The organism is uncultured Parabacteroides sp. (assembly GCF_905196875.1).
Lineage (GTDB): Bacteria > Bacteroidota > Bacteroidia > Bacteroidales > Tannerellaceae > Parabacteroides.
The window spans coordinates 17,995-40,182 of the sequence record NZ_CAJJWO010000048.1 but is presented as its reverse complement, the minus strand read 5'-3'; the positions used below and the strand labels follow the sequence as shown (position 1 = coordinate 40,182).

Here is a 22,188-nt window from a genome sequence, read left to right as displayed (position 1 = left end):
ACCCTGGTTGATTATCGTCGAAGGTCATACGTCCGATACCTGCCTGATGTTGATACAGACCGGTCAGTAATGATGCACGGGTCGGACAGCTGCGGCTTGTATTATAAAAATGGGTAAAACGCAGTCCCTCTGCCGCCAGTTTATCCAGGTTAGGCGTATGGATCTCGCTACCGTAACAGCCCAGATCCGAAAAGCCCATATCATCCGCCAGGATCACAAGGATATTCGGTTTGCTCTCTTTACTGTTCTGTGCACTGCATACGCTTGCCGAAAAGGCAAGCGTTGCAATTGGTAATGTTTTAAATACTAATGTCTTCATAATCAATTCCAGCCATTATTCTGAACTAAGTTATTATTCAATTGTCTTTCGTTGTAAGGGATAGGCCACAGATAGTCGCGCGATGTGAATTTCTTCTTGTAGTCGGTGGTGACAGTCACCAGTATCCCTGTTTCCTTATCCACATAACGCATGCCTTCTATCTGATCCATATTACAAACATCTTCAGCAGTTTTCCAGCGACGAATGTCGAAGAATCGATGGCCTTCCAGTGCTAGTTCGACCGTTCTTTCGTGGCGTACAGCTTCGCGCAGGGCGGCCTGCGAGGTGATACCCGATAACACCGGCATGTTTACATCCGGACGCTGGCGAACCTGATTGATGTATTGCAGGGCAAGATTAGTTTCCGTATTCAGCTCGATACGGGCTTCGGCGGCAGTCAGCAGGATCTCCGCATAACGCATAATGATCAGGTTGATACCACAGTTCGTACGGTTACTCTGCCCGATATCTTCCGCGTTGATATATTTCTTCGGAAGTAATCCCGTTTTGGACACCTGGTAGCTGGCTCCGATCACATCGCCTGTTGTGCTCCATCCCGGACGGGAGTCGTATATCGTTCCGTTAGGTAGCTCATCACCCGGTGCATACAGTGTGTAGCTGAGGCGCGGGTCACGACCTTCATAAGGGTTCATAGGATCGTAAGAACTGTCTTCGGTGATCTTTTTCCCGTTGATCGTTTCGTATTCGTCGACAAGCACGGCGGTAGGCGACATCATCGAACCGTTGTTTCCCAATGATACGGCTCCGAAGTTATTCATTACTGAATTAGAATATACGTCTTTCATGAATTGTTTGTCGAAAATAACCTCTTGATTGTTCTCATTTTCATAAGTAAACAGCTCTTTATAGGTCGGCAACAGGGAATAAGTACCGGAAGCGATCACTGCATCGGCGGCTTCTTTAGCCCGTTGATAATATAATGTAGCCCGATCGTCTGTACCGGTCACATTACCTGCTGCGAACAACATGGTACGTGCCAGTATACCGAGAGCCGCCCCTTTGGTTACACGGCCGGCTTCGCTGGCTTTCAACGGCAGATCATTGGCCGCTTCAGTGAGCTCCTTATAGATGAAATCGTATATTTCCGATACGGGAGTCCGTGTCAGTTCTTTCGACTCGCTGATACCGATCGGTGTAGTGATCAGTGGAACGTCACCGAAGTAAGCAACCATACGGGAATAAAAATAACAACGCAGTGTACGGACTTCGGCTGTGTAGGTTTTTACCTTAGCCTCGTTTTCAGGAACGATCTTGTCGACGTTATCCATATAATCGTTGCAACGGCGAATCCCCTTATACATATCGTTCCATGTATTCTGGAAGATATTTGTCTGTGGGTCCGCGATGCTGGCTTCTACTTTCGTTTCATCCGATGTCTCGAAGGTTGCACGTGCGATATCCGACATCTGATCACGGCCCAGTAAAGTACCCGGATCTTCGAGGAAACGGTAAACAGCGTTGGAGGCATATTCGGCGTCCTTGTCCGTTTTCCAGAATATTTCAGAAGATATACGGTCTGTCGGTATTGTATCGAGAACGTCACAGCCAAACAGGACGCAAGGAAAAGCTAGGTATATAAAAATCTTCTTCATAATGAATAATATTTCAAAGTTAATAGCATTTAGAATGTCAAATTAAGTCCGATCGTATAAACCGAAGTTTGCGGATAGTACAAGAAACGGCCGGATACAAATTCCGGATCGAGTCCCCATTCTTTCAGCGGAGAGAATGTAAGCAGGTTGCTACCAGCCAGGTAAATACGTGCTTTATCGAGATAAAGCTTCCGGCTCAGTTCCTGTGGAACCGTATAGCCCAGCTGAACATTCTTCAGACGGATATAGCCGGCATCGATCACCCAGAAATCAGACATCATAGAGTTGTAGTCCACACTTTTACGCGGACGTGGGAAGCGGGCATTCAGATTTTCTGGTGTCCAGTAATCTTTAAAGATATCGAGTGTGAAACCTTCAAAGTTACCACCTTCGGCAAGTGCACCCGATACGCGTGTTTCGGCATCGATCACACCCTGGAACATGAATGAGAAATCGAACCCTTTATAGGCGAAGTTGGCAGACAAGGCGAACGGGTAGCGTGGAAACTCGTTGCCGATCACTTTCATGTCTTCGGCGTCAATCTTGCCGTCTTTGTTGCGGTCTACGTATTTAATATCGCCGGTTGTCATACGGCTGTCGTAAACAGGATAGTTGTTATCTATATCCGCCTGGGTAAGCAAACCGTCCGTTTCGTAGCCCCAGTAAGAATTGATGGGATAACCTTCGCGGACTGTCTTGATAACGTCGGCTGCGCCTCCGTCTACTGTCGGGTTGGCTCCGCCGAGGCTGACCACTTTATTCCAGTTGTTGGAAATGTTGAAGTTTACTCCGTAGTAGAAGTCGCCGATATTATCTTTCCAGTCGAGTGCCAGCTCGAACCCTTTATTGTCTACAACCGCAGCATTCTGCTCCGGTGCATCGAGGCCGATCGTTCCTGAGATAGGCAGTTTCACCAGGATGCCGTCGGTTTTCTTATAATAATAGTCTGCTGTCAGTGTCAGGCGGTTGTCCAGAAATCCCGCATCCAGACCTATGTCGGTCTGTGTACTGGTTTCCCATTTCAGGTCTTTGTTGGCAAGTTCTTTTTGCATATAGCCTTGTACCAGGTTACCACCGAAGTTATAAGACGTAGAGGTGTAACTTTCGTAGAAAGCGTAGAGACCGGCCGTCTGGTTACCTGTTTTACCCCAGGAAGCTCTCAGCTTCAGGTCGGAAACAATATTACGTAGCTCATCGCTCCAGAATGCTTCGTTGGATATACGCCAACCGGCAGAGAACGACGGGAATGTTCCGTATTGATTATCTCCGGTAAAACGGGATGTCCCGTCGTAACGCAGGTTTGCTTCGATCAGGTAACGGTTGTCATAATTATAGTTCAGACGACCGAAATAAGAGCGCAAAGCGTATTCATTATTATAACCATAGCTTTTCCAGGAACTTTCCGAACCCATATTGATGGAGGGAACATCATTATTATAAAAATCCCAGCGTTGTGCCTGGTTATGCGACCATTCGTTCTTTATCTGCGAGAAACCGGCCAGGGCCTGCAAATTATGTTTGCCCAGCTGTTTTTCGTAGTTCAACAGGAGATTGAGCGTATATTCGTTCATATCTTCGCGTTTGTCGTCCATGCTGTTACGGGAGATATTCCTTGTACGCTGGCGGGTACTGCTCGGATTGTAAGCTTCGTTTTTGGCTGTTGCCGTCCAGTCCAGATATTGATTGTCTACGACTGTATAGGCATTTTCGAATTTAACGATCTTATCGAACCCATAACGTTGTGCATACTGGGCCGTGAACTTCAATCCATCGATGATATTCAACTCTGCTTTGATATTGCCGATGAACAGATTGTTCCATTGCTTGTCGGTACCACCCATTTCGGCCAGCATTAGCGGATTGGCATTCTTGTTACCCAACCCGTAGCTACCGTCGGGATACTGAGGAACGACAAATTGTGTAGCATGGTACATGGAGTAGAAAACACCGCCACCATTCTTATCATATTCGTAAGCATCGATCGGTGCCTTTGAATAACTGCTTCTGAAGTTGGCATCTGCCGATATTTTAAGTCGCCTGAAAGGCTGGAAGTCCGTATTTACACGAATTTCTTTAATATCGGATTTGTAGTTAGGTACGACGCCATCCTGATCGTAATAACGTAATGCCATCAAGCCTTTGGCTTTTTCATTACCACCACTTACGGTAAGGCTGTAATTCTGTTGCAGTGCAGAGCTGTAAACGGCATCCTGCCACTGATTGGCTTTACGATAGGTGATAGGATCGTTTTTATGGTTGGCAATCCATTCCTGAATAAAGGTGTCGGAGTAGCGGGGAGCCTGTCCGGCATTCTGGAAGGCATAATTTTGCTGCTTCATATAAGTGACTGTTTCCATGTGCTCCGGTTTGTTCGTCACGCTCTGAACTCCCCAATAGGTATTGAAGTTCATTCTGATCTTACCCTCCTTACCACGTTTGGTTGTAACGAGCACTACACCGTTGGCTGCACGCGAACCATAGATGGCGGTAGTGGAAGCGTCTTTCAGGATAGAGATACTTTCGATGTCGTCGGGATTGATATCGGAGATGCGCTGTTCGACACCGTCTACCAGCAGTAAAGCCGCATTGCGGTCGATATGATCATTCTCATTTTGTTGTGTATTGATCGTAGTGATACCTCTGATACGAAGTGTAGTCGTTGCACGTCCCGGCGATCCGCCCTTATCCAGGATCGTTAAACCGGGAGCCACACCCTGCATGGATGCTGTCGTACTGTTGGCCAGGCGGTTGATGTTATCGCTCTTAATATTGCCTACCGCACCGGTAATGCTTACTTTCTTCTGCTGTCCGTAACCCACTACAACCACTTCTTCAAGTGTTTGTGTATCTTCTTTCAGTAGGATGGAGAAATCCGACTTGTTGGCTGTTGCGATCTCCTGCGGCAGATAACCGATGTAAGAGATAAGCAAGGTCGTATTGTCAGGTATTTCCAGTGTAAAACGGCCGTCTATATCGGTGATGGTACCGATACTGGAACCTTTCACCATAATGTTTGCACCGATCACCGGTTCGCCGTTGGTATCTTTTACCAGACCGGTTATCTTCCGGCCATCCTGATTGACGATTTCGTTTTTTACTTTGCGTAAAGAGATATACCCTTCATTGAAGTTGTACCTGACCTCGCTATCGGCCAGCGCCTCCTCCAAGACTTTCGATACGGGTTTGTTCCTGGCGTTGACATACACCTCTTGTTGCATATCGATCTCCTTTTCGCTGTACATGAACAAGTAGTCTGTCTGCTTCTCTATCTCATGGATGAATTCCTTGAGTGGAAGAGTATTCCTACTTATGCTCACTTTCGCGTTCTGAGAATGTAAAGTGGTCGCACCTAGTTGAAAAACTGCGATTAATGTAAGAATTGTTGTGATCTTCATAACACGAATTATAGGCTTTAATTCAAGATAAAAGACATGATTGAACAATAGCAATAAGTTTTTTTTCATAACTTTGCTTGTAGTTTTTAAAGTTAATACTGTATTTGACTTTTTGTGGATACATAAAGGAAAGGTATTGACTCCGGGGTAAGTGCTGGTAACACTTGCCCCTTTTTTATACCGTTCCTGTGGAATTTCAGGCTTACTTCATAGGCATTATCTTTTAGGTGATTATTCTGTTAGTATATTTCAATGTTTTCGTTGTTCTCTATTTTATACCGGAAAGGATGAACTCCTTGCAACGCTTTCAGTATTCGTTCTATATCATCGCTTTGCCGGAACTTCCCGGATACGTACTTGTCTGTCTGGGCAGACTCTTTCACTTCAAACTTCACCTTATACCATAAAGTGAGGTAGTCTAGTATCTCGGAGAATTTCTTATTACTGAAGTAGAATATTCCGCTTTTCAGATACTCTTCATTATTGAACGGGGCAGTCGATTTCACGAGTCTGCCGTCTTTCAACGATACCATTTCGTTCGGTTTCAGAGTCATATATTCCTCCGGGCGGCTGTTGTTGATTACTTGCACGCTACCTTCCACCAGATTGGTTTCAAAACGCTTGCTTTTCGTATAGGCAAAAACGTTGAACCTCGTTCCGAGCACTTTGATATTATAATCCTGGGTCTTGACGATAAACGGGCGTTTGGCATCTTTTGTAACGGCAAAGAAACCTTCTCCGTCCAGCTCTATCGAACGTTCGTCTTTGCTGAATTCGCTCGGTATCCGGATGATCGACCGGGGGCTCAGCCAGGCTTCCGTTCCGTCCTGAAGCGTCATGTATATGCGCTGACCGGTCGGCACTTTTATCTGGGTATAAAGCGGAGCCTTTTCCTCCGGCATAAATTTGTCGGTAAGCAACCAGATATTGACCAGTAAAACAGCTACGACAGCAGCATATTTTGCCAGATTGAGAGAAAGGCGGCGAGCCTGTTTCCGGTTGATGCGGCTTTCCAGTTCCTTCATCTTCTTTCCGGCCCACTCGTTGTCTTTGCTCTGTTCGGCGAGCTTCGAAACGGTGACGGTATTCTGCATCCGGATAAACTCTGCTTTGTTATCCGGGTCAGATTCTATCTGGTCGAAGAGTGCTTCTTTTTCAATTGTGGAAAGTTCTCCGAGGAAATATTTATCTAGTTGTTCGTTCATGCTGCTAAGTTAGTCGTTCTATACATATGACGAAATAACTTCGGGCAACTACTAGTCGGAGATGAAAAAAAATATCTTTTTGTTATCTATCAGAAATTAAGCCACAGTTTGAATGAAGAGATTTTCTCTTCGCTTACGGTTATTTTTGTTTTGTGCGGCGGCTTAACCCGGATTACGATCTTCCCGTTGAAATAAGGTTCTACATGAATGATGGCGGTGATGCTTAAGAGTACCTGACGGTTTGCCCGGAAAAACCGGTCCGGGTCGAGCTGTTCTTCGAGTTTATTTAACGGCAGATCTACGATATGTTCTTTGTCGGTGTGCGTAACGGCAAAAGTAACTTTGTTCTCCGAATAGAAATAGGCTATGTCGGAAACTTGTAAGGTCCAGAACTTATCGGCACCATAAATCAGAAAACGCGAACGGTAGCGTTTCTCTTTCCGTTGCAGGCTTTCGAGTATTGTATCGAGATAGTCCTCCGGTTGAACATCCCTTTTATGGGTCAGCGTCTCATATTTGATGATTGCTTCGAGCAGCCGTTTCTCATCGACGGGTTTCAGGATATAATCGATACTGTTTACACTGAATGCACGGATGGCATATTCATCGTAAGCCGTGGTAAAGATGATGGTCGATGTCGGTTTCGCTTCAGAAAGAAAGTGGAATGAGTCTCCGTCCGATAACTGTATATCCAGAAATATAAGATCCGGATGCGGATGTTCCCCGAACCATTTTACCGACTCTTCCACATTGCCCGGCAGCAAGGTGATCTCCCAGCCTGGACGCAAGGCTTTGATCATCGAATGGAGTAACCGTGCGGCAGGCACTTCGTCTTCTATAATGACAGCATGTATTTTATTCATATAACAAGGGTACTTTTACTGTAAATAATCCGTTCTCATCGGATACATTGATTTCTTTGTTCAGTATCAGTTTGCATCTGTTTGAAAGATTCTTCAGGCCGATGCCGGAAGGCTCATTTCTTTTTTTAGGATTGATAGAGTTGCTCACTACCAGATAGTCATTATTAATACTGATATTTATATTCATCGGCTTGTTTATGGTTATCGAGTTGTGCTTGATCACATTCTCCGTCAGCAGCTGTAATGTCAACGGGGGAAGCATGCTGTCCAGACGGTCTGCCGGAATATCCGAGTGACAGTGGATACAGTTTCCCAAACGTACCTCATGCAAGAAAAGGTAGACTGTCATAAACTCCAGTTCCTCATCCAAAGTAACCAAAGGCTTGTTCTGGCATTGAAGTACATAACGGTACACATTCGACAGGTTTTTGGTGAACCCGACCGCTTTCCGGGGATCATACTGTATTTCTGCGATCAGCGTATTCAGGCTGTTGAACAGGAAATGCGGGTTCAGCTGGTTCTGTAATGCCGTGTAGCGTGCCGTGTTGTTTTCTTTCAATAACTCAGCAGCTTGCTGTTCCAGCTTCAGAGAATGTTGTATCGAATTATTGGCAATCAGCAAGCCCAGTATGACAAGCTCTACCAGCCAGACAACGATCAGGATACGTACTCCGCCATTAGGGAATGTATACGGATATTCCGCACCGACAAGTAATTTAGCGATGACCAGTAATCCGTAGTTCAGCAAGAACAACATAAGTATTACCACTGTATAAAGTGAGATGATCTTTCCCCGTTTTTTAATGTTCAGCGAATACTGTTCGTTGATCCATGAGCTTAGCCAAAGAGTGGAATATCCGAGAATATTAAAGGCAAAGATAAAAAAGACAAATGCTTTCACTGAATATAACGCATCTGTTACTTCCGGTGAAAGATTGGTATAATTCACCAGAAGCAGATGAGAGAAGGTCCCTAATCCGGAGAACAGAAGGCCATATAGCAATATCTTCAGTTTTATGCGCATAACAATGTGTATCCAGCCGTTAAAGTTAGCAGATTCTATTTATATTCATACAGGTTCAGCGATTTTATCAGTTCGGAATAATGCCCCTGAGCCGAGACTTTGGCCTGTACGTAATTGACCTGTGCCGTCTGACGATATGTTTGTGCATCTATCACTTCCAGGATAGACACTTTCCCTTCTGCATATCTCTCCGTTGCTTTCTGTTCATTCTCCCTGGCTTTTTCGAGGGAAGAGCCGGCCAGTTCGATCCGGCGGATTGCCTGAAGAAGAGCGGTACGGGCTGTTTGCACTTCCAGCCGGATGTTATCGGTTACCTTGTTCAGGTTGTCGGTAGCCATTTCAATCCGGTGGGTCGAAGCTCTTTTCTGGCTTTTCCGTTTGCCCCATTCAAAGATAGGAATGGAAAGCTTGGCATAAACGGCATAGTTAGGGTCCAGGTCCGAACGAAAATTGTACCCCGGAGAGGAATAGCTTCCGTCTATACCTATATATAACTGGGGTTTATATTGCGAGTCATTTAGTTTCAGGGTACTTTCCTCTATCTTTATTTTATCGTAAGCGATTTTTAGTTCGGGTCGATTGAACTCCTCCTGATGTAATAAGGAGTCCTGTAAAGAGACTACCGGAATACAGGAGTCGGTAGGAGTAGCCTGTTGCAATTCTTCCCCTATGATGGAGTTGAGGGCCATCCGTCCTGTTTCGAAATTGCTTTGGGCTTGTAGCAGCTGGTACTCCGCTTCGTTCAGTTTCACTTCAGCCATCAGCAGATCCTGGGGGTCGACCAGGCCGGCTTCTACCCGTTCACGGATCGTCGTAACCAAGGAGGATACCGAATTTTTGGAGTCGGATGCAATATCGACCATCTCCCTACGGGCTACCGTATTCCAGTATTGCATGTCGGTCTGGAAGCAAACCGCCGAACCGATCATCTCGGCTTGGGAAGAAGCCAGCGATTGCTGGTGCTGTGCCATACGGATAGACTCCAGCAGGCGCCCTCCGGTATAGACCGGTTGAAGCAGGGTGACCGATGCACCGTATTTCAGATCCTTCCCCTGAAATGAGACAGGGTTATCCATTCCCGGCATATTTAATGTCAATTCCAGTGGATTGCCTGTATAATTGAAGTTGGCACCTCCGGTAAGGCTCGGTTTCATATCGGCACGAGCCATATTTTCCAGTTCGATACTGGCGGAAATATTTCTTTCGGCTGCTTTCAGGTCATGGTTATAGCCGAGTGCCATGGAACGGTATTTTTCTAACAGCGCACTTTGTTGTGCAGACAATGTCAATGAACTGCATAACAAGCCTAATATAAATATCTTTTTCATTGCTTTTTCTCTTTTACTTTATAAAATATGGCATACAATGCGGGCGTGACGAATAAGGTAAGCAGGGTGGCGAATGTCAGCCCGAAAATAATGGTGGCGGCCATTCCTCCGAAAGCAACATCAAAAAGGAGAGGGATCATCCCGAAAATGGTTGTTGTCGCCGCCATCAGTACCGGCCGTGTACGGGATACCGTAGCCTCTATGATCGCTGTATAAATGGTGACCCCACTTCTGTGTTGTACGTTGATCTCATCGATCAGGACAATGACATTCTTGATGATCATTCCCAGTAAGCTGAGCCAGCCTGCGATCGGGAAGAAACCGAACTCGAACCCGGTGACAAGCATGCCTATGGCAACACCGATAATCGACAGAGGAAGCACACACAGGATGATCAATGGCTCACGGAAATTACCGAACAGGGCGACCAGTATCACGATAAGCAACAGGAATGCCAGTGGGAAGAACTTGGCGAGAGCCTGCAAACCTTCCGTCTGATCTTTGAATTGGGAATCCCAGAAGAATGTATATCCTTCGGGTAGTTCGATCTTTTCTATCTCTTTTCGTATTTCCCCGTGTACTTCCGCCATTGTATTCCCTGGTTGGACACCACACATGGCCGCCATCGACAACTGACGATTGTAGGTTCTCACTTGCGGATATTCCCAGGTTGTTTCTATCCGTTCGGTTACCTGCGAAAGGGGGGCCGACTTGTCCCCGTTCCATACCGAGAAGTTCCCCAATGAGGTAACATCCGATATATCCGGCATTCCGGACTTTAATAATACCGGTACTTTCTTCTCATTATCCCGGTAGATACCCACAGGAAGCCCGTCGCTGATCGATTTGACCGACTCCATCATAGCCGCTTTCGTTATTCCTAATGCGCCGGCCTTAACCGGATCGTATACCGGACGTATCATCAGGGTCATCGACCCCCATTCGTTGCGTGCATCGGCTACTTTCGGATTTTGTCTCATTATCTCGATAGCCGTTTGTGCCAGCGAGTCTAATACTCCTGGATCAGGCCCCAGGAAACGTGCCTCAATAAGTGCTTCGGACAACGGACTGAGTTCAAACTTATTAACCTTGATTAGTGGCTCGGGATATTTGATACGTATCGAATCCTGCAAAAGCGCATTCAACTCTCTGGCTTCTTTCGGAGAATGACATTTCACCAGTAACTGGGCATAATTGGATTGCGGACCGAAGGCGATATTCGATAGATAATAGCGTGGTGGCGTCCGTCCGATATAGCCGGATACCATTTCGGTCTGCTCCTGGCTGTGGATATATCTTGCTATTTCCTGGGAAAGCTCGTCTGTTTTCTCTATACGTGTTCCTTCGGGCAGCCACATATCGATTGTAAAGTATTGCTTATCTAGCGAGGGTACGAACACTTTAGGTATGAACTTAAAACTCCATGCCGATGCGATAAGCAACAGCAGCAGACTGCCTGTTGCCACATATTTATATTTGATGACATAACGCAGAGCCGCCCTGAAACGGTCGTATATCTTACCGCTGAAAAGTTCTCCTTTCAGTTCGTCCGGACGGGGGCGACGTACGAACTCCTGAATAAAGAACGGAGTCTGTGTCAGGGCGAATACCCAGCTGAACATCAGTGAAACCCCGATGACAATAACCAGCGAAGAAAGCAACTCTCCCGTGATATGCGGTGAAAAGTAGATAGGCAGGAATGTCAGGATAGCAATCACGGTAGCTGCCAGCAATGGCAATGCCGTAGAAGAACATGCCCGCAGGATCGCCACGCGTTTACGCATTCCCCGCTGCATATTGACCAGTGCCGAGTCGGATACGACGATCGCATTATCGACCAACATCCCCATAGCAATGATGATCGCGGCGAGCGACATGCGCTGAAGGGCTATTCCTCCGGCAAACATCACGATCAACGTCGCGAAAATAGAGAATACCAGGCCGCTACCGATCAGGATACCATTTTTGAACCCGATGAAAAAAAGCAGGATTGCCACAACTGTCAGAACAGAGATGATCAGGTTCAGGATAAATCCTTTATTAGCTACGTCCGACTCGTATCCCTGGTCGTATATGGAATGTAACCGGTACCCTTCGGGCATTACCGAGGAAAACCAGTCTATCCTTTCTTTGACCAGTGCGGCCATATCTACTACATTTCCTGTCGGGACGGTAGATATAGCGATACCGATGGCCGGTTCCCCGTCGATCCGCATCATATTGCTGACCGGCGTTTTGTATCCTTCACTGATAGCTGCTATATCCTCCAAGCGAAAATGTTCTCCTGTACGGGAAACGATCGTAAGGTTGGCTATATCGTCCAAAGAGTAGAAGTTGCCGGTCGACTCGATACGTATCCGGTTCTCTTCCGTTTCAATTCCTCCGGCATCGACCACTTTATTCTGGGCGTCGAAAGCACGTACGATATCTGTTGTCGTGATTCCGCTCTGCGACATCATCGAGGGACTGACGGATATATCGATAGTAGGTACAGGTACGCCGTATATCTCGACTTTCGCCACATCTTTTACTTTCAGCAGGTCATTCTTTATTAACTTGGCCTGTTCTTCCAGCTGCCTGTATGTGTATCCGTTTCCGGTCAATCCGTAAAAGACACCCAGCACATCGCCGAAATCGTCGTTGACCACAGAAGGGCTTGCTCCGGCAGGCAGTTTTTCCTGTGCGTCGTTGACCTTTCTACGTAATTTGTCCCAAAGCTGCTGCATCTCGTCGGCACGTATCTCTTTTTTGACGTAGACCGTTATCTTCGATAGTCCGGCGCGGTTCTCCGTTTTCAGGTAATCGAGTTCACCGAGCGATTGGATCGCTTCTTCCAGCACATCCGTTACCTGTGTCTGCACTTCCGAAGGGGAAGCGCCCGGATAGGAAGTAAGTACCATCGCCTGTTTGATCGTGAACGGGGCATCTTCCAGTTTCCCCATTTTGACATAAGAGAATATGCCTCCAATGAAAACCAGCAACAGGATCAGTATCGTTACCGGTTTATTCTTTAAGAAATATTTGACTAGTTTCATAGGTACTATCTTCTGTCTTGTGAAAATTCGACAACCATCCCGTCCGATAAAAAGCGGAGTCCGCTCACAGCAATCATTTCGCCTACCTGTACTCCGCTTGTAATGGTCGCTTTCCCGTCTTTCTGTATTCCTGAGAGCGTTACTTTACGGCGTGAAACGGTCTGATCCCCAGGGTTTACGATCCATACATAATCGCCCTCGGAAGGCCGGTGGCAGAGAGCTGTTTGCGGAATACTGACAGTGGAGGAGTTGTCTGTATCGGTATGGAAGAATATCCGGCCCGACATTCCGGAAAGTAATTTCCCATCCTTGTTCGGAAGTATTGCTGTCAACAGGTAGGAGAGGTTGTTGCGGGTGGTGCTTTTGGAAATTTCCATTACACGGGCTTCGTATATAGTATCCGGAATCGCGTCGAAGCGAAGCTCTACGTGTTTTATATCCGGAGCTCGGAAAGCTATATCCTGCGTGACGTAGGCTTCGATCCGGAGCTGATCTATATCCACCAGTGAAACGACTGGCTGGGTGGCTTTCACATCCTGATATTTTTCTATATATACCTCGCCTATATAGCCGCTGAAAGGAGCTATAAGCCGGGTATCGTTCAGTTCGTTTGACGCTGTCTCAAAGGCTGTCCTGGCGGATGTATAATCGGCTTTAGCCTTTTCGTAAGTGCTTGCCGATATGTTATTTTTATGGAATAGCGCTTCGATGCGTTCGAATTCGGATTTAGACTGGTTGTAAAGCGCTTCGGCACGCTCCTTACGAATCCGGAAGTCGCGCGGGTCTATTTCTGCAATCGGTTGTCCTTGCTGATAGTGATTACCGGCATATACGTCGAACCGGTCGATCGGACCGCCTACCCGGAATGATAATTCGGACGTACGGTAGGGTTTGGCAATGAATGAAAATTCATTTTTCCCGTTTGCATCGCCTGGCTTTGCCTGGGATACCCGGACGATCATGTTTTGCTTTTTAGATTGCTTTTCTCCCGAACTGCAGGAGATTCCTACGAATATAATGCAAAGGAACAGGAGTTGTCTGACTACTACTTTCATCGGTTCAAATTTTATCTGAGATTTTAATTTGTGGCCGAAAGTAATGGTTATATGGTAGTCTGGGTGGCATACATTTACTGAAACCCGGAAATGAGGAACTCAACCCGGATATAGCCAGGCTGAAGGATGGATGAATCGTTTAAATAATGAACAGAAACAGGGGTAGATAGTCTTTTAGTTCAACTTTCAGTTTGCGCAAGGCGGTTACGATATGGTTTTGGACGGTATTAACGGATATATTCAACTGTGCGGCTATCTCTTCATGTTTCAGCCCGTTCATTCTGCTCAGAATGAACACCTGCCGGCATTTCTCCGGCAGGTGTTCAATAGCCTGGGCTAATAAATTTTCTATTTCTTTTTCTGTAAAGATGTTTTCGTCGAACTGCATCAATGCTTCCATTTTCAGTTTCAGTTCCCGGTCCTGTAGATTGTCCAGCGACTCTTTTTTGCTGTCTATTAATGCTCTGTGGCGATAAAAGTCGATACATCTGTTTTTCGTCAGGGTGAACAGGTACGCGTTGAGGTTTGTCAGCGAATCCAGCATATCCTGATGTTCCCACAGATACATGAAAATATCCTGTACGATATTTTCCGCATCTTCGGTGGAAATTACGTATTCCCGGGAGAAGCGCACGAGTTTAGGAAAATATACCAGGTATATTTTCGAAAATGCGGCTTTCTCAGTTCCTGAAAAGTTTGTCATATCCTTTTTTATCATATTCAAACGCGCCGTCCAAGATAGTATAATATTTGTTTATTAGAAAATGATTGAGGGAATTTCCTGGGTAACAGCATCAAAATCTTAAACAAGAACATACAACACCGCCTTCCCTTGTCCCAGTCGCTTGATCTTCCCTTCGTTCGTAAGGGTGGTCAGGTCGTGGGAGGCTGTGGAATGATTGCAGCCGTTTAATTGCATGTAAATGGGACGATTGATATAATCGTGGTTCTCCAGATAGTTCAATGCACGGTTTTTACGTTGTTCCGGTGTATAAGAGGTAGGACCGGCATCTTCAGCCCGTTCGAGGTCGATGGATTGGAGTTGTTGTTTCAGTTTTTTATTCCCTCGGAAATGAACATTCCCGAATTTGATCGACCAGGAGCGTATCTCCTTCTTATCCATTACCGGGCGGCATTTCAGCGAGATGGAGAATGAACCTAATTCGTTCAGTTCCACCGTATACCCCCTTCTGAGGTGGCGCGATACGATATGTGCCAGCGCGTCCAGCATTCCTTTTGTTACAGCTGTGGAATAACCGCACGCATCGGCGATATCATCCGCGATCTCTTCCGTTCTCACAGTTCCTTTGGATACGATCCTGGCATGTAAAGGCTGCTTTTTCCCGTCTTTCCTCGGATTAGGATTCTCGTATAAGGCATATTTAGCTCCCATAGTCCCTTGTATTATTGTTTATATTCCATATTTAATTCGTCTGACAATTGTTATATATTCATCTTACAATTGTCGGATATATATCTAACAGCTGTCGGATGAATAATAACTGGGATCAAATATATAGAATATTCCGGGTAAAAGATTATATCTGGCGCATGATTTATTGTTTCAGGAATGTATTATCTGTTAGAATACTCTATATTCAGTGAATAATCTTTATCTTTGCTTATCAGGTCAAAGTAAAACGAGTAATTATGGCTATTATTTATCCGATTGGAATTCAGAATTTTGAGAAATTGCGTAAAGACGGCTATCTTTACATTGATAAAACCGCTTTTGTGTATGAATTGGCAGCGACTGGCAGTTACTATTTCCTGAGCCGCCCGCGCCGCTTCGGTAAAAGTCTGCTGATTTCTACTCTGGAAGCTTACTTTGAAGGGAAGAAGGAGCTTTTCGAAGGGCTGGCATTGGAAAAGCTCGAAAAGAACTGGACGAAACATCCTATCTTACATATCGACCTGAATACGGAAAAATATAATACGCCCGAAAGTCTGGATAGAATATTGAACTTTACCTTGCTGAACTGGGAGAAGCTATATGGAACCGGGCCGGGCGAAACCTCTCTGGCCTTGCGTTTTCGCGGACTTGTAGAGCGTGCGGCGGAACAAACCGGACAGCGTGTCGTTATCCTGATCGATGAATACGATAAACCGATGCTTCAGGCAATCGGCAATGAAGAGTTGCAGGCGGCTTACAGGAGTACGTTGAAATCTTTTTATTCCGTCCTGAAAACAATGGATAAATATATCCGCTTCGCGTTGTTGACCGGAGTGACCAAGTTTGGGAAGGTGAGCGTGTTCAGCGATCTGAATAACTTGCAGGATATCAGTATGGACAGGCGTTATGTGGATATTTGCGGGGTTTCGGAAAAAGAAATTCATGATTATCTGGAACCGCAGTTGCATGAGTTGGCTGAAGCAAACCGTCAGACGTATGAGGAGATTTGCCAAAAGTTGAAAGTGTATTATGATGGATATCATTTTACAGAAAATAGCATAGGAATATATAATCCTTTCAGTCTGCTGAATACGTTTAAAACGCTGAAATTCGGAAGTTACTGGTTCGAGACAGGTACTCCGACTTATCTGGTTGAATTATTGAAAAGAGCTCAATACGATTTGTCGGAAATAGGAACTGAGGAGATAGATGTCGATGTGCTAAACAGCATTGATGTAGCGTCTTATAATCCGATCCCCGTTATCTATCAGAGCGGCTATCTTACGATCAAAGGATATGATGAGGAATTTGCCATGTACCGCTTGGGATTTCCTAATAAAGAGGTGGAAGAGGGTTTTATGCGTTATCTTTTACCTTTTTATACGACCGTGAAAGAAGGTGAGACTGCTTTTCAGTTGAAAAACTTCGTAACGGATATACGCAAAGGAAATCCGGAGGGTTTTCTTCGTCGTTTAAAGACTTTTTTCTATGATGTTCCTTACGAACTGACCGCAGATGTGGAAAGGTATTATCAGAATGTCCTTTTCATCGTCTGCAAGTTGATGGGATTGTATGTTCAGGCCGAATACCATACCTCTTATGGTCGTGCGGATATGATCTTGCAAACAAAAGATTATATTTATATCATGGAATTCAAACTGGATGGTTCGGTAGAAGAAGCATTGCAGCAAATAGAAAAGCAGGGTTATGCGCGTCCGTTCGAAATGGATGGACGGACATTGGTCAGGATAGGAGTAAATTTTGATTCCAAGACCCGAAGCATGGATAAATGGGAGGTGGTGTATTCCTGACCGGTTTATTTGCCAATAAAGGTGGAGATATCAGATATGCCTGTTACAACGTTATTCAATAATATATATGAGCAATATTACGCAAAATCCTTCCGGTTTGCAAACCTGTATGTCCGGAATGATTTGGTGGCGGAGGATATTGCTACCGAATCATTGGTCAAACTTTGGGAGACGATGAAAAAGGAGCCGGTAGAGAAACCTCTTGCATTGCTATTGACCATACTCAAACATAAGTCACTCGACTATCTGAAGAAGCAATCGAGCATGCAGGAGGTTATCGAGGCGATGGCGGAATGGCAGCATCGTGAATTGTCTATTCGTATCTCTACTTTGGAAGCGTGTAATCCGGATGATATTTTCTCTAAAGAAATTCAGTCTATCTTAACCAAAACGTTGGATGAATTGCCATCGCAGACCAAAAAAGTATTTATGATGAGCCGTTTCGAGCAAAAATCCGGAAAAGAAATAGCCGAGATACTGGGGATAACAGTAAAAGGAGTTGATTATCATATAGCGAAAGCTCTGAAGGCTCTTCGTGTTGCTTTGAAAGATTACCTGCCTTTATTTTATTTTCTGTTTTTAGATTAAAAAAAACGGATATGTCACTAGTGAACTTCTCCCGGGTATCGTCTTATATATGAAAAGCGATAGAATATGGATGATAGACTATTACAATTATATTTTGAGGGGCAAACTACGGATGAGCAATCGCGTCTGATTACCGAATGGCTGGATGCTGACGAGGTTAATTTAAAATACTATCAGCGACTATGCCGACTGTATGAGATAAGCTTTTGGCATGAAGATACGGAGGTTGTCGTTGCATCATCCGGACGGACGATCGAATGGCGTCGTGTTTGGCGGGAAGCGATAAAAATAGCTGCTATCTTTATTCTTGGATTTACATTGAATCATTGGTTTAATCCTTCTGCAGAAGAGGATATTGCCATGCAAACCGTGCATGTCCCTGCAGGCCAGAATGCGCAACTGACGTTAGCCGACGGTTCTAAAGTATGGCTGAATGCCGGTAGTACATTAAATTTTCCGACTCGTTTTGTTGAAGGAAAACGGAAAGTCTCTTTGGAAGGTGAAGGCTTTTTTGAGGTGAAGGCCAATAAGGAGAAACCGTTCATCGTCTCGACTTCCACTTATGATATTAAAGCTTTGGGTACATCCTTTAATGTCAATGCCTATAACCGATCTGAGGAATTTGAAACCGCCTTGTTAACGGGAAAGGTGGAGATTTCGGATCGTATAACCGACCATACCATTTCTCTTACTCCGAATCATCGGGCAGTGCTTGTGAATAACGGGTTATCGGTTGTCCCTATAAAAAGTACGGATTATTTCCTGTGGCGTGAAGGCATTCTCTATTTTGATGAACCGTTGATAGAGGTACTGGATAAACTGAAATTGTATTTTGATGTAAATATCGATGTTAATAATAAATCAGTACTTGAGAACAAGCGGCATTGTACCGGTAAATTCCGGACAAGAGACGGCCTGGATCATATCCTGAGTGTTTTACAATTGACAAATCATTTCACTTATAAGAAAGATGAGGAAAAGAATCTGATAACAATTAATTAATCTTATTGTGTAACCTTTTAAATCTGATAGCCTATGAGACAAACGTAAAAAGCATGAGGAAAACCGGCAAGCGCGCCAACGCTCACCGGTTATGGGTTAGAACCCCGACCTAAAATATAAATCGAAGTACTAATAAAATTATATTGCAAAATTATGAATTATATTTTGTATTCACAATCTATACCGGTAATTAAACACCTATTTCGTATTATGAAAATCATTGTTGTTGCCTTATTTTCTTGTATTTGTTCTCTTTTTGCAATTGAAGCCAATTCGCAGAATACTAAAATATCGATACAGGCTAATGACTTTTCCGTTCGGGAAGTGATTGGTGAGATAGAGAAACAAACCGATTATTTGTTTGTGTATGATAAGAATGAAATCAATGTAAATAGAAAAGTTTCTTTAAATGCCCGTAATGAATCCGTATCCGAAGTATTGGATAAACTCTTGGAAAATTCCGGCGTGACCTATAAACTGGTCGGTAAAAATATTACTCTCATCAAAGCAGAGATGCTTGTTGATCAACAAACGTCTCAAAAAATAACAGGACATGTTATAGATCAGTCGGGAGACCCTGTTATCGGTGCCAATGTCGTAGAGAAAGGCACAGCTAACGGGACCATTACTGATATTGACGGTCGTTTTACTTTAACTGTCAACCCGAATGCGATATTAGCTATTACCTATATCGGTTATGTACCCAATGAGGTTCCGGTCAGGAATAAGTCGACTTTGTCCATTTCTTTACAGGAAGACTCTGAAATGTTGGATGAAGTAGTGGTGGTTGGTTATGGAACAATGAAAAAAAGAGATCTGACCGGAGCGGTTACAGCCCTTAAAGGAGATGAACTGGCTGCCCGTAGAACGACACAATTGTCGACGGCTTTGCAGGGAAGCGCTTCCGGTGTTTTGGTTACCCGAGATAATAGTGCCCCGGATGCTACGGCTTCTATCAAAATTCGAGGCGTAACGACTATCGGCGAGTCGAGTCCGCTGGTTATCGTAGACGGGGTCCCCGGTGATATTAATCAGGTCAATCCGAGTGATGTAGAAAGTATGTCTGTATTGAAGGATGCCGCTTCTGCTTCTATCTATGGTTCACGTGCTGCTGCCGGTGTAATTGTTATTACGACGAAACGTGCTTCTGAAACGTCCTTGAATTTAGATTACAATTTTGAATACGGCTGGGAAATGCCGACAAGTCTTCCTGATTATGTGGGCGTTCAGAGGTATCTGGAAATGACGAATGAATTGCGTTATAACGATAATAATGCTGGTGGTTGGTATCAAACATATTCGGAAGATCAAGTGAACAACTGGATGAAATATCATGAGACAGATCCGGATAAATATCCCAATGTGGATTGGCAGGATGCCCTTTTAAGAAGTTCGGCTCCTCGTCAGACACATTCTATCAATATTGCGGGAGGAAGTAAAGTGGTTCGTACGAAAGCCTCGTTCCGTTATGATAAAACGGATGGACTATATGTCAACCGCAATTACGAACGCTATATGATCCGGGTAAATAATGACTTTAAAATCAATAAGTATATTGAAGCTCATCTGGACCTGAATTTCAAACGATCGAGATCGGAAGAGCCTAATACGAATCCTCTGGATGGCGATAAGCGTAAAACACCCCCCGTTTATGCCATGCGTTGGACCAACGGCATGTGGGGCGATGTGAAGGATGGAGGCAATACAATGGCTATGATCGTCGATGGCGGTTCGAAAACAAGCTGGTATAATCGTCTGGGAGGAAAAGCGGCTATCGATATTTCTCCGGTGGAAGGATTAAAAATCTCGGGTGTTATTGCTCCTACTTATAATTTTAATAAAGTAAAAAAATTCCGTAAACAAATACCTTATACTTATTCGGACGATCCGGAAGCAGTAAAAGGATATATGCAAGGTTTTTATACCACACAACTGACTGAAGACCGGAATGACGATTACGATGTGACGACTCAGTTCTTCGCCAATTATGCAAAAACATTTGGGAAACATGATTTGACCGCTATGGTTGGTTATGAAGACTATTATGCTTTTTGGGAGAATTTAGGTGCATCCCGCGATCAGTATGAATTAACTAATTACCCGTATCTCGATCTGGGGCCGGAAGATTATCGTGACAATAGCGGGAATGCTCAGGAATATGCCTATCGTTCTTTCTTCGGTCGTTTAACATATAGTTATGACAGTCGTTATATGGTTCAGGCTAATTTCCGTCGTGACGGTTCTTCTCGTTTTGCCGGTGATTCACGTTGGGGAAATTTTCCCTCATTCTCTGCTGGTTGGGTTTTAAGTGAGGAAAAATTTATTAAAGATCTGAATTGGGACTGGCTTTCTTATTTTAAATTCAGGGGATCGTGGGGCACATTAGGTAACGAACGTATTACCATGAAAGATGGCGATAGAGATGTGCAAAACTATTATCCTTATCAGTCTGCATTGAATTTTGGCTCCGCTTTGTTTTATAACGGAACAGATATTATTTCTGCAACAACTGCGGCGCAGCAGTATTATGCAGTGAGAAATATAACCTGGGAAACAACGGAAACATGGGACATTGGTCTGGATGCGAACTTCTTTAACGGACGGTTGCGTTTCACTGCCGATTACTATAAGAAAATGACAAAGGATATGCTTTTGGCTTTGGAAATACCTAAATATATAGGTTATGACAACCCGAGTGTAAATACCGGAAAAATGCATACGACTGGTTACGACCTGGAAATCGGCTGGCGTGATCAGGTAGGAGATTTCAGTTATTCTGTTTCTGCAAACTTCTCTGATTTTGTTTCTAAAATGGGGAATTTGGGTGGAACGGAAATATTAGGCGATCAGGTTAAAAAAGAAGGAAGTCAGTTCAATGAGTGGTATGGTTATGTAAGTGACGGCTTATTTCTGACGCAAGAAGAGGTGGATAAATCGCCGAAACTTAATGATAATACCCAGGTGGGAGATATCAGATACAAAGATATTTCGGGACCGGATGGTGTACCTGACGGAAGAATTTCATCTGAATACGACCGGATTCTGCTGGGAGGTTCGTTACCCCGTTATATGTTTGGGGTTAATCTGACTGCAGCTTATAAAGGCTTTGATTTATCGATGATGTTTCAGGGAGTGGGTAGCCAGCATTCGCGGATTACGAATAACATGATTGAGGGTTTACTTTATAATTGGGGGAATTTCCCTGCTATGCTGGATGGGAACTACTGGAGCTCTTTGAATTCGGATGAAGTTAACTCCAATGTAAAATATCCTCGTCTGACTCGTTCGAATAAAGATGCCTATTTATGTATGTCTGATTACTGGTTGTTTAACGGACGCTATCTTCGTATGAAAAATCTGACTTTGGGTTATACCTTGCCAAGTATATGGACTAAAAAGGCGAGTATAGAACGTATTCGTTTATATGTATCAGGAAACGACCTGTTTTGCCTGAGTGGCTATCCGAAAGGGTGGGATCCGGAAGTAAAAGACACTGGTTATCCTATTACTACTTCTTTGTTATTTGGTATATCTGTAAACTTTTAAAAAAGATGAAT

General features: G+C 44.4%; 15 protein-coding genes. 4 read left to right on the top strand and 11 right to left on the bottom strand.

The window, feature by feature from the left end:
- The 11 genes from QZ076_RS15280 to QZ076_RS15230 all read right to left on the bottom strand — a co-directional run.
- The coding region (locus QZ076_RS15280) for a sulfatase-like hydrolase/transferase (protein WP_293714504.1) at nucleotides 1-319 on the bottom strand (319 nt) is incomplete at its 3' end.
- Between the two features lie 2 nt (nucleotides 320-321).
- Nucleotides 322-1,932 carry a RagB/SusD family nutrient uptake outer membrane protein gene (locus QZ076_RS15275; RefSeq protein ID WP_293714502.1) on the bottom strand — a complete coding sequence of 537 codons (1,611 nt, stop codon included), beginning with the start codon at nucleotides 1,930-1,932 and terminating at the stop codon, nucleotides 322-324.
- A 29-nt stretch (nucleotides 1,933-1,961) separates the two neighbouring features.
- On the bottom strand, nucleotides 1,962-5,327 hold the full coding sequence (locus tag QZ076_RS15270; protein ID WP_293714500.1) for a TonB-dependent receptor: 3,366 nt from the start codon (nucleotides 5,325-5,327) through the stop codon (nucleotides 1,962-1,964).
- Nucleotides 5,328-5,566: 239 nt separating this feature from the next.
- A complete protein-coding gene (locus tag QZ076_RS15265) occupies nucleotides 5,567-6,532 on the bottom strand; it encodes a FecR domain-containing protein (RefSeq protein WP_293714498.1) in 966 nt (321 codons plus the stop codon).
- Between the two features lie 89 nt (nucleotides 6,533-6,621).
- Nucleotides 6,622-7,395 (bottom strand): LytTR family transcriptional regulator DNA-binding domain-containing protein, encoded by a 774-nt coding sequence (locus QZ076_RS15260; protein WP_293714497.1) that lies wholly within the window; start codon nucleotides 7,393-7,395, stop codon nucleotides 6,622-6,624.
- Nucleotides 7,388-8,413, bottom strand: a complete 1,026-nt coding sequence (locus QZ076_RS15255; protein WP_293714508.1) for a sensor histidine kinase — start codon at nucleotides 8,411-8,413, stop codon at nucleotides 7,388-7,390. Before QZ076_RS15255 ends, QZ076_RS15260 begins: the two co-directional genes overlap by 8 nt.
- Before the next feature lie 41 nt (nucleotides 8,414-8,454).
- Nucleotides 8,455-9,747 (bottom strand): TolC family protein, encoded by a 1,293-nt coding sequence (locus QZ076_RS15250; protein WP_293714496.1) that lies wholly within the window; start codon nucleotides 9,745-9,747, stop codon nucleotides 8,455-8,457.
- A complete protein-coding gene (locus QZ076_RS15245) occupies nucleotides 9,744-12,782 on the bottom strand; it encodes an efflux RND transporter permease subunit (RefSeq protein WP_293714495.1) in 3,039 nt (1,012 codons plus the stop codon). The genes QZ076_RS15250 and QZ076_RS15245 overlap by 4 nt, the downstream gene beginning before the upstream one ends.
- Nucleotides 12,783-12,787: 5 nt before the next feature.
- Nucleotides 12,788-13,837, bottom strand: a complete 1,050-nt coding sequence (locus tag QZ076_RS15240) for an efflux RND transporter periplasmic adaptor subunit (RefSeq protein WP_293714493.1) — start codon at nucleotides 13,835-13,837, stop codon at nucleotides 12,788-12,790.
- A gap of 139 nt (nucleotides 13,838-13,976) precedes the next feature.
- Nucleotides 13,977-14,540 (bottom strand): RNA polymerase sigma-70 factor, encoded by a 564-nt coding sequence (locus tag QZ076_RS15235; protein WP_293714491.1) that lies wholly within the window; start codon nucleotides 14,538-14,540, stop codon nucleotides 13,977-13,979.
- 99 nt (nucleotides 14,541-14,639) lie between these two features.
- Complete coding sequence (locus QZ076_RS15230) at nucleotides 14,640-15,230, bottom strand: HU family DNA-binding protein (protein WP_293714489.1); 591 nt, start codon at nucleotides 15,228-15,230, stop codon at nucleotides 14,640-14,642.
- 257 nt (nucleotides 15,231-15,487) lie between these two features.
- Here QZ076_RS15230 and QZ076_RS15225 point away from each other — a divergent pair, with 257 nt between their 5' ends.
- The 4 genes from QZ076_RS15225 (at nucleotide 15,488) to QZ076_RS15210 (ending at nucleotide 22,177) form a co-directional block, all read left to right on the top strand.
- Complete coding sequence (locus tag QZ076_RS15225; protein ID WP_293714487.1) at nucleotides 15,488-17,041, top strand: ATP-binding protein; 1,554 nt, start codon at nucleotides 15,488-15,490, stop codon at nucleotides 17,039-17,041.
- Between the two features lie 36 nt (nucleotides 17,042-17,077).
- Complete coding sequence (locus QZ076_RS15220; protein WP_293714506.1) at nucleotides 17,078-17,629, top strand: RNA polymerase sigma-70 factor; 552 nt, start codon at nucleotides 17,078-17,080, stop codon at nucleotides 17,627-17,629.
- 66 nt (nucleotides 17,630-17,695) lie between these two features.
- Nucleotides 17,696-18,631 (top strand): FecR domain-containing protein, encoded by a 936-nt coding sequence (locus QZ076_RS15215; protein ID WP_293714485.1) that lies wholly within the window; start codon nucleotides 17,696-17,698, stop codon nucleotides 18,629-18,631.
- 210 nt (nucleotides 18,632-18,841) lie between these two features.
- On the top strand, nucleotides 18,842-22,177 hold the full coding sequence (locus QZ076_RS15210; RefSeq protein ID WP_293714483.1) for a TonB-dependent receptor: 3,336 nt from the start codon (nucleotides 18,842-18,844) through the stop codon (nucleotides 22,175-22,177).
- Nucleotides 22,178-22,188 lie beyond the last annotated feature (11 nt).

Bases quoted from the DNA above. Each gene is read 5' to 3' on its own strand.
- QZ076_RS15230 (WP_293714489.1), bottom strand. From the start codon at position 15,230: ATGGGAGCTAAATATGCCTTATACGAGAATCCTAATCCGAGGAAAGAC.
- QZ076_RS15270 (WP_293714500.1), bottom strand. From the start codon at position 5,327: ATGAAGATCACAACAATTCTTACATTAATCGCAGTTTTTCAACTAGGT.
- QZ076_RS15225 (WP_293714487.1), top strand. From the start codon at position 15,488: ATGGCTATTATTTATCCGATTGGAATTCAGAATTTTGAGAAATTGCGT.
- QZ076_RS15275 (WP_293714502.1), bottom strand. From the start codon at position 1,932: ATGAAGAAGATTTTTATATACCTAGCTTTTCCTTGCGTCCTGTTTGGC.
- QZ076_RS15215 (WP_293714485.1), top strand. From the start codon at position 17,696: ATGGATGATAGACTATTACAATTATATTTTGAGGGGCAAACTACGGAT.
- QZ076_RS15210 (WP_293714483.1), top strand. From the start codon at position 18,842: ATGAAAATCATTGTTGTTGCCTTATTTTCTTGTATTTGTTCTCTTTTT.
- QZ076_RS15220 (WP_293714506.1), top strand. From the start codon at position 17,078: ATGCCTGTTACAACGTTATTCAATAATATATATGAGCAATATTACGCA.
- QZ076_RS15240 (WP_293714493.1), bottom strand. From the start codon at position 13,837: ATGAAAGTAGTAGTCAGACAACTCCTGTTCCTTTGCATTATATTCGTA.
- QZ076_RS15235 (WP_293714491.1), bottom strand. From the start codon at position 14,540: ATGACAAACTTTTCAGGAACTGAGAAAGCCGCATTTTCGAAAATATAC.
- QZ076_RS15265 (WP_293714498.1), bottom strand. From the start codon at position 6,532: ATGAACGAACAACTAGATAAATATTTCCTCGGAGAACTTTCCACAATT.
- QZ076_RS15245 (WP_293714495.1), bottom strand. From the start codon at position 12,782: ATGAAACTAGTCAAATATTTCTTAAAGAATAAACCGGTAACGATACTG.
- QZ076_RS15260 (WP_293714497.1), bottom strand. From the start codon at position 7,395: ATGAATAAAATACATGCTGTCATTATAGAAGACGAAGTGCCTGCCGCA.
- QZ076_RS15250 (WP_293714496.1), bottom strand. From the start codon at position 9,747: ATGAAAAAGATATTTATATTAGGCTTGTTATGCAGTTCATTGACATTG.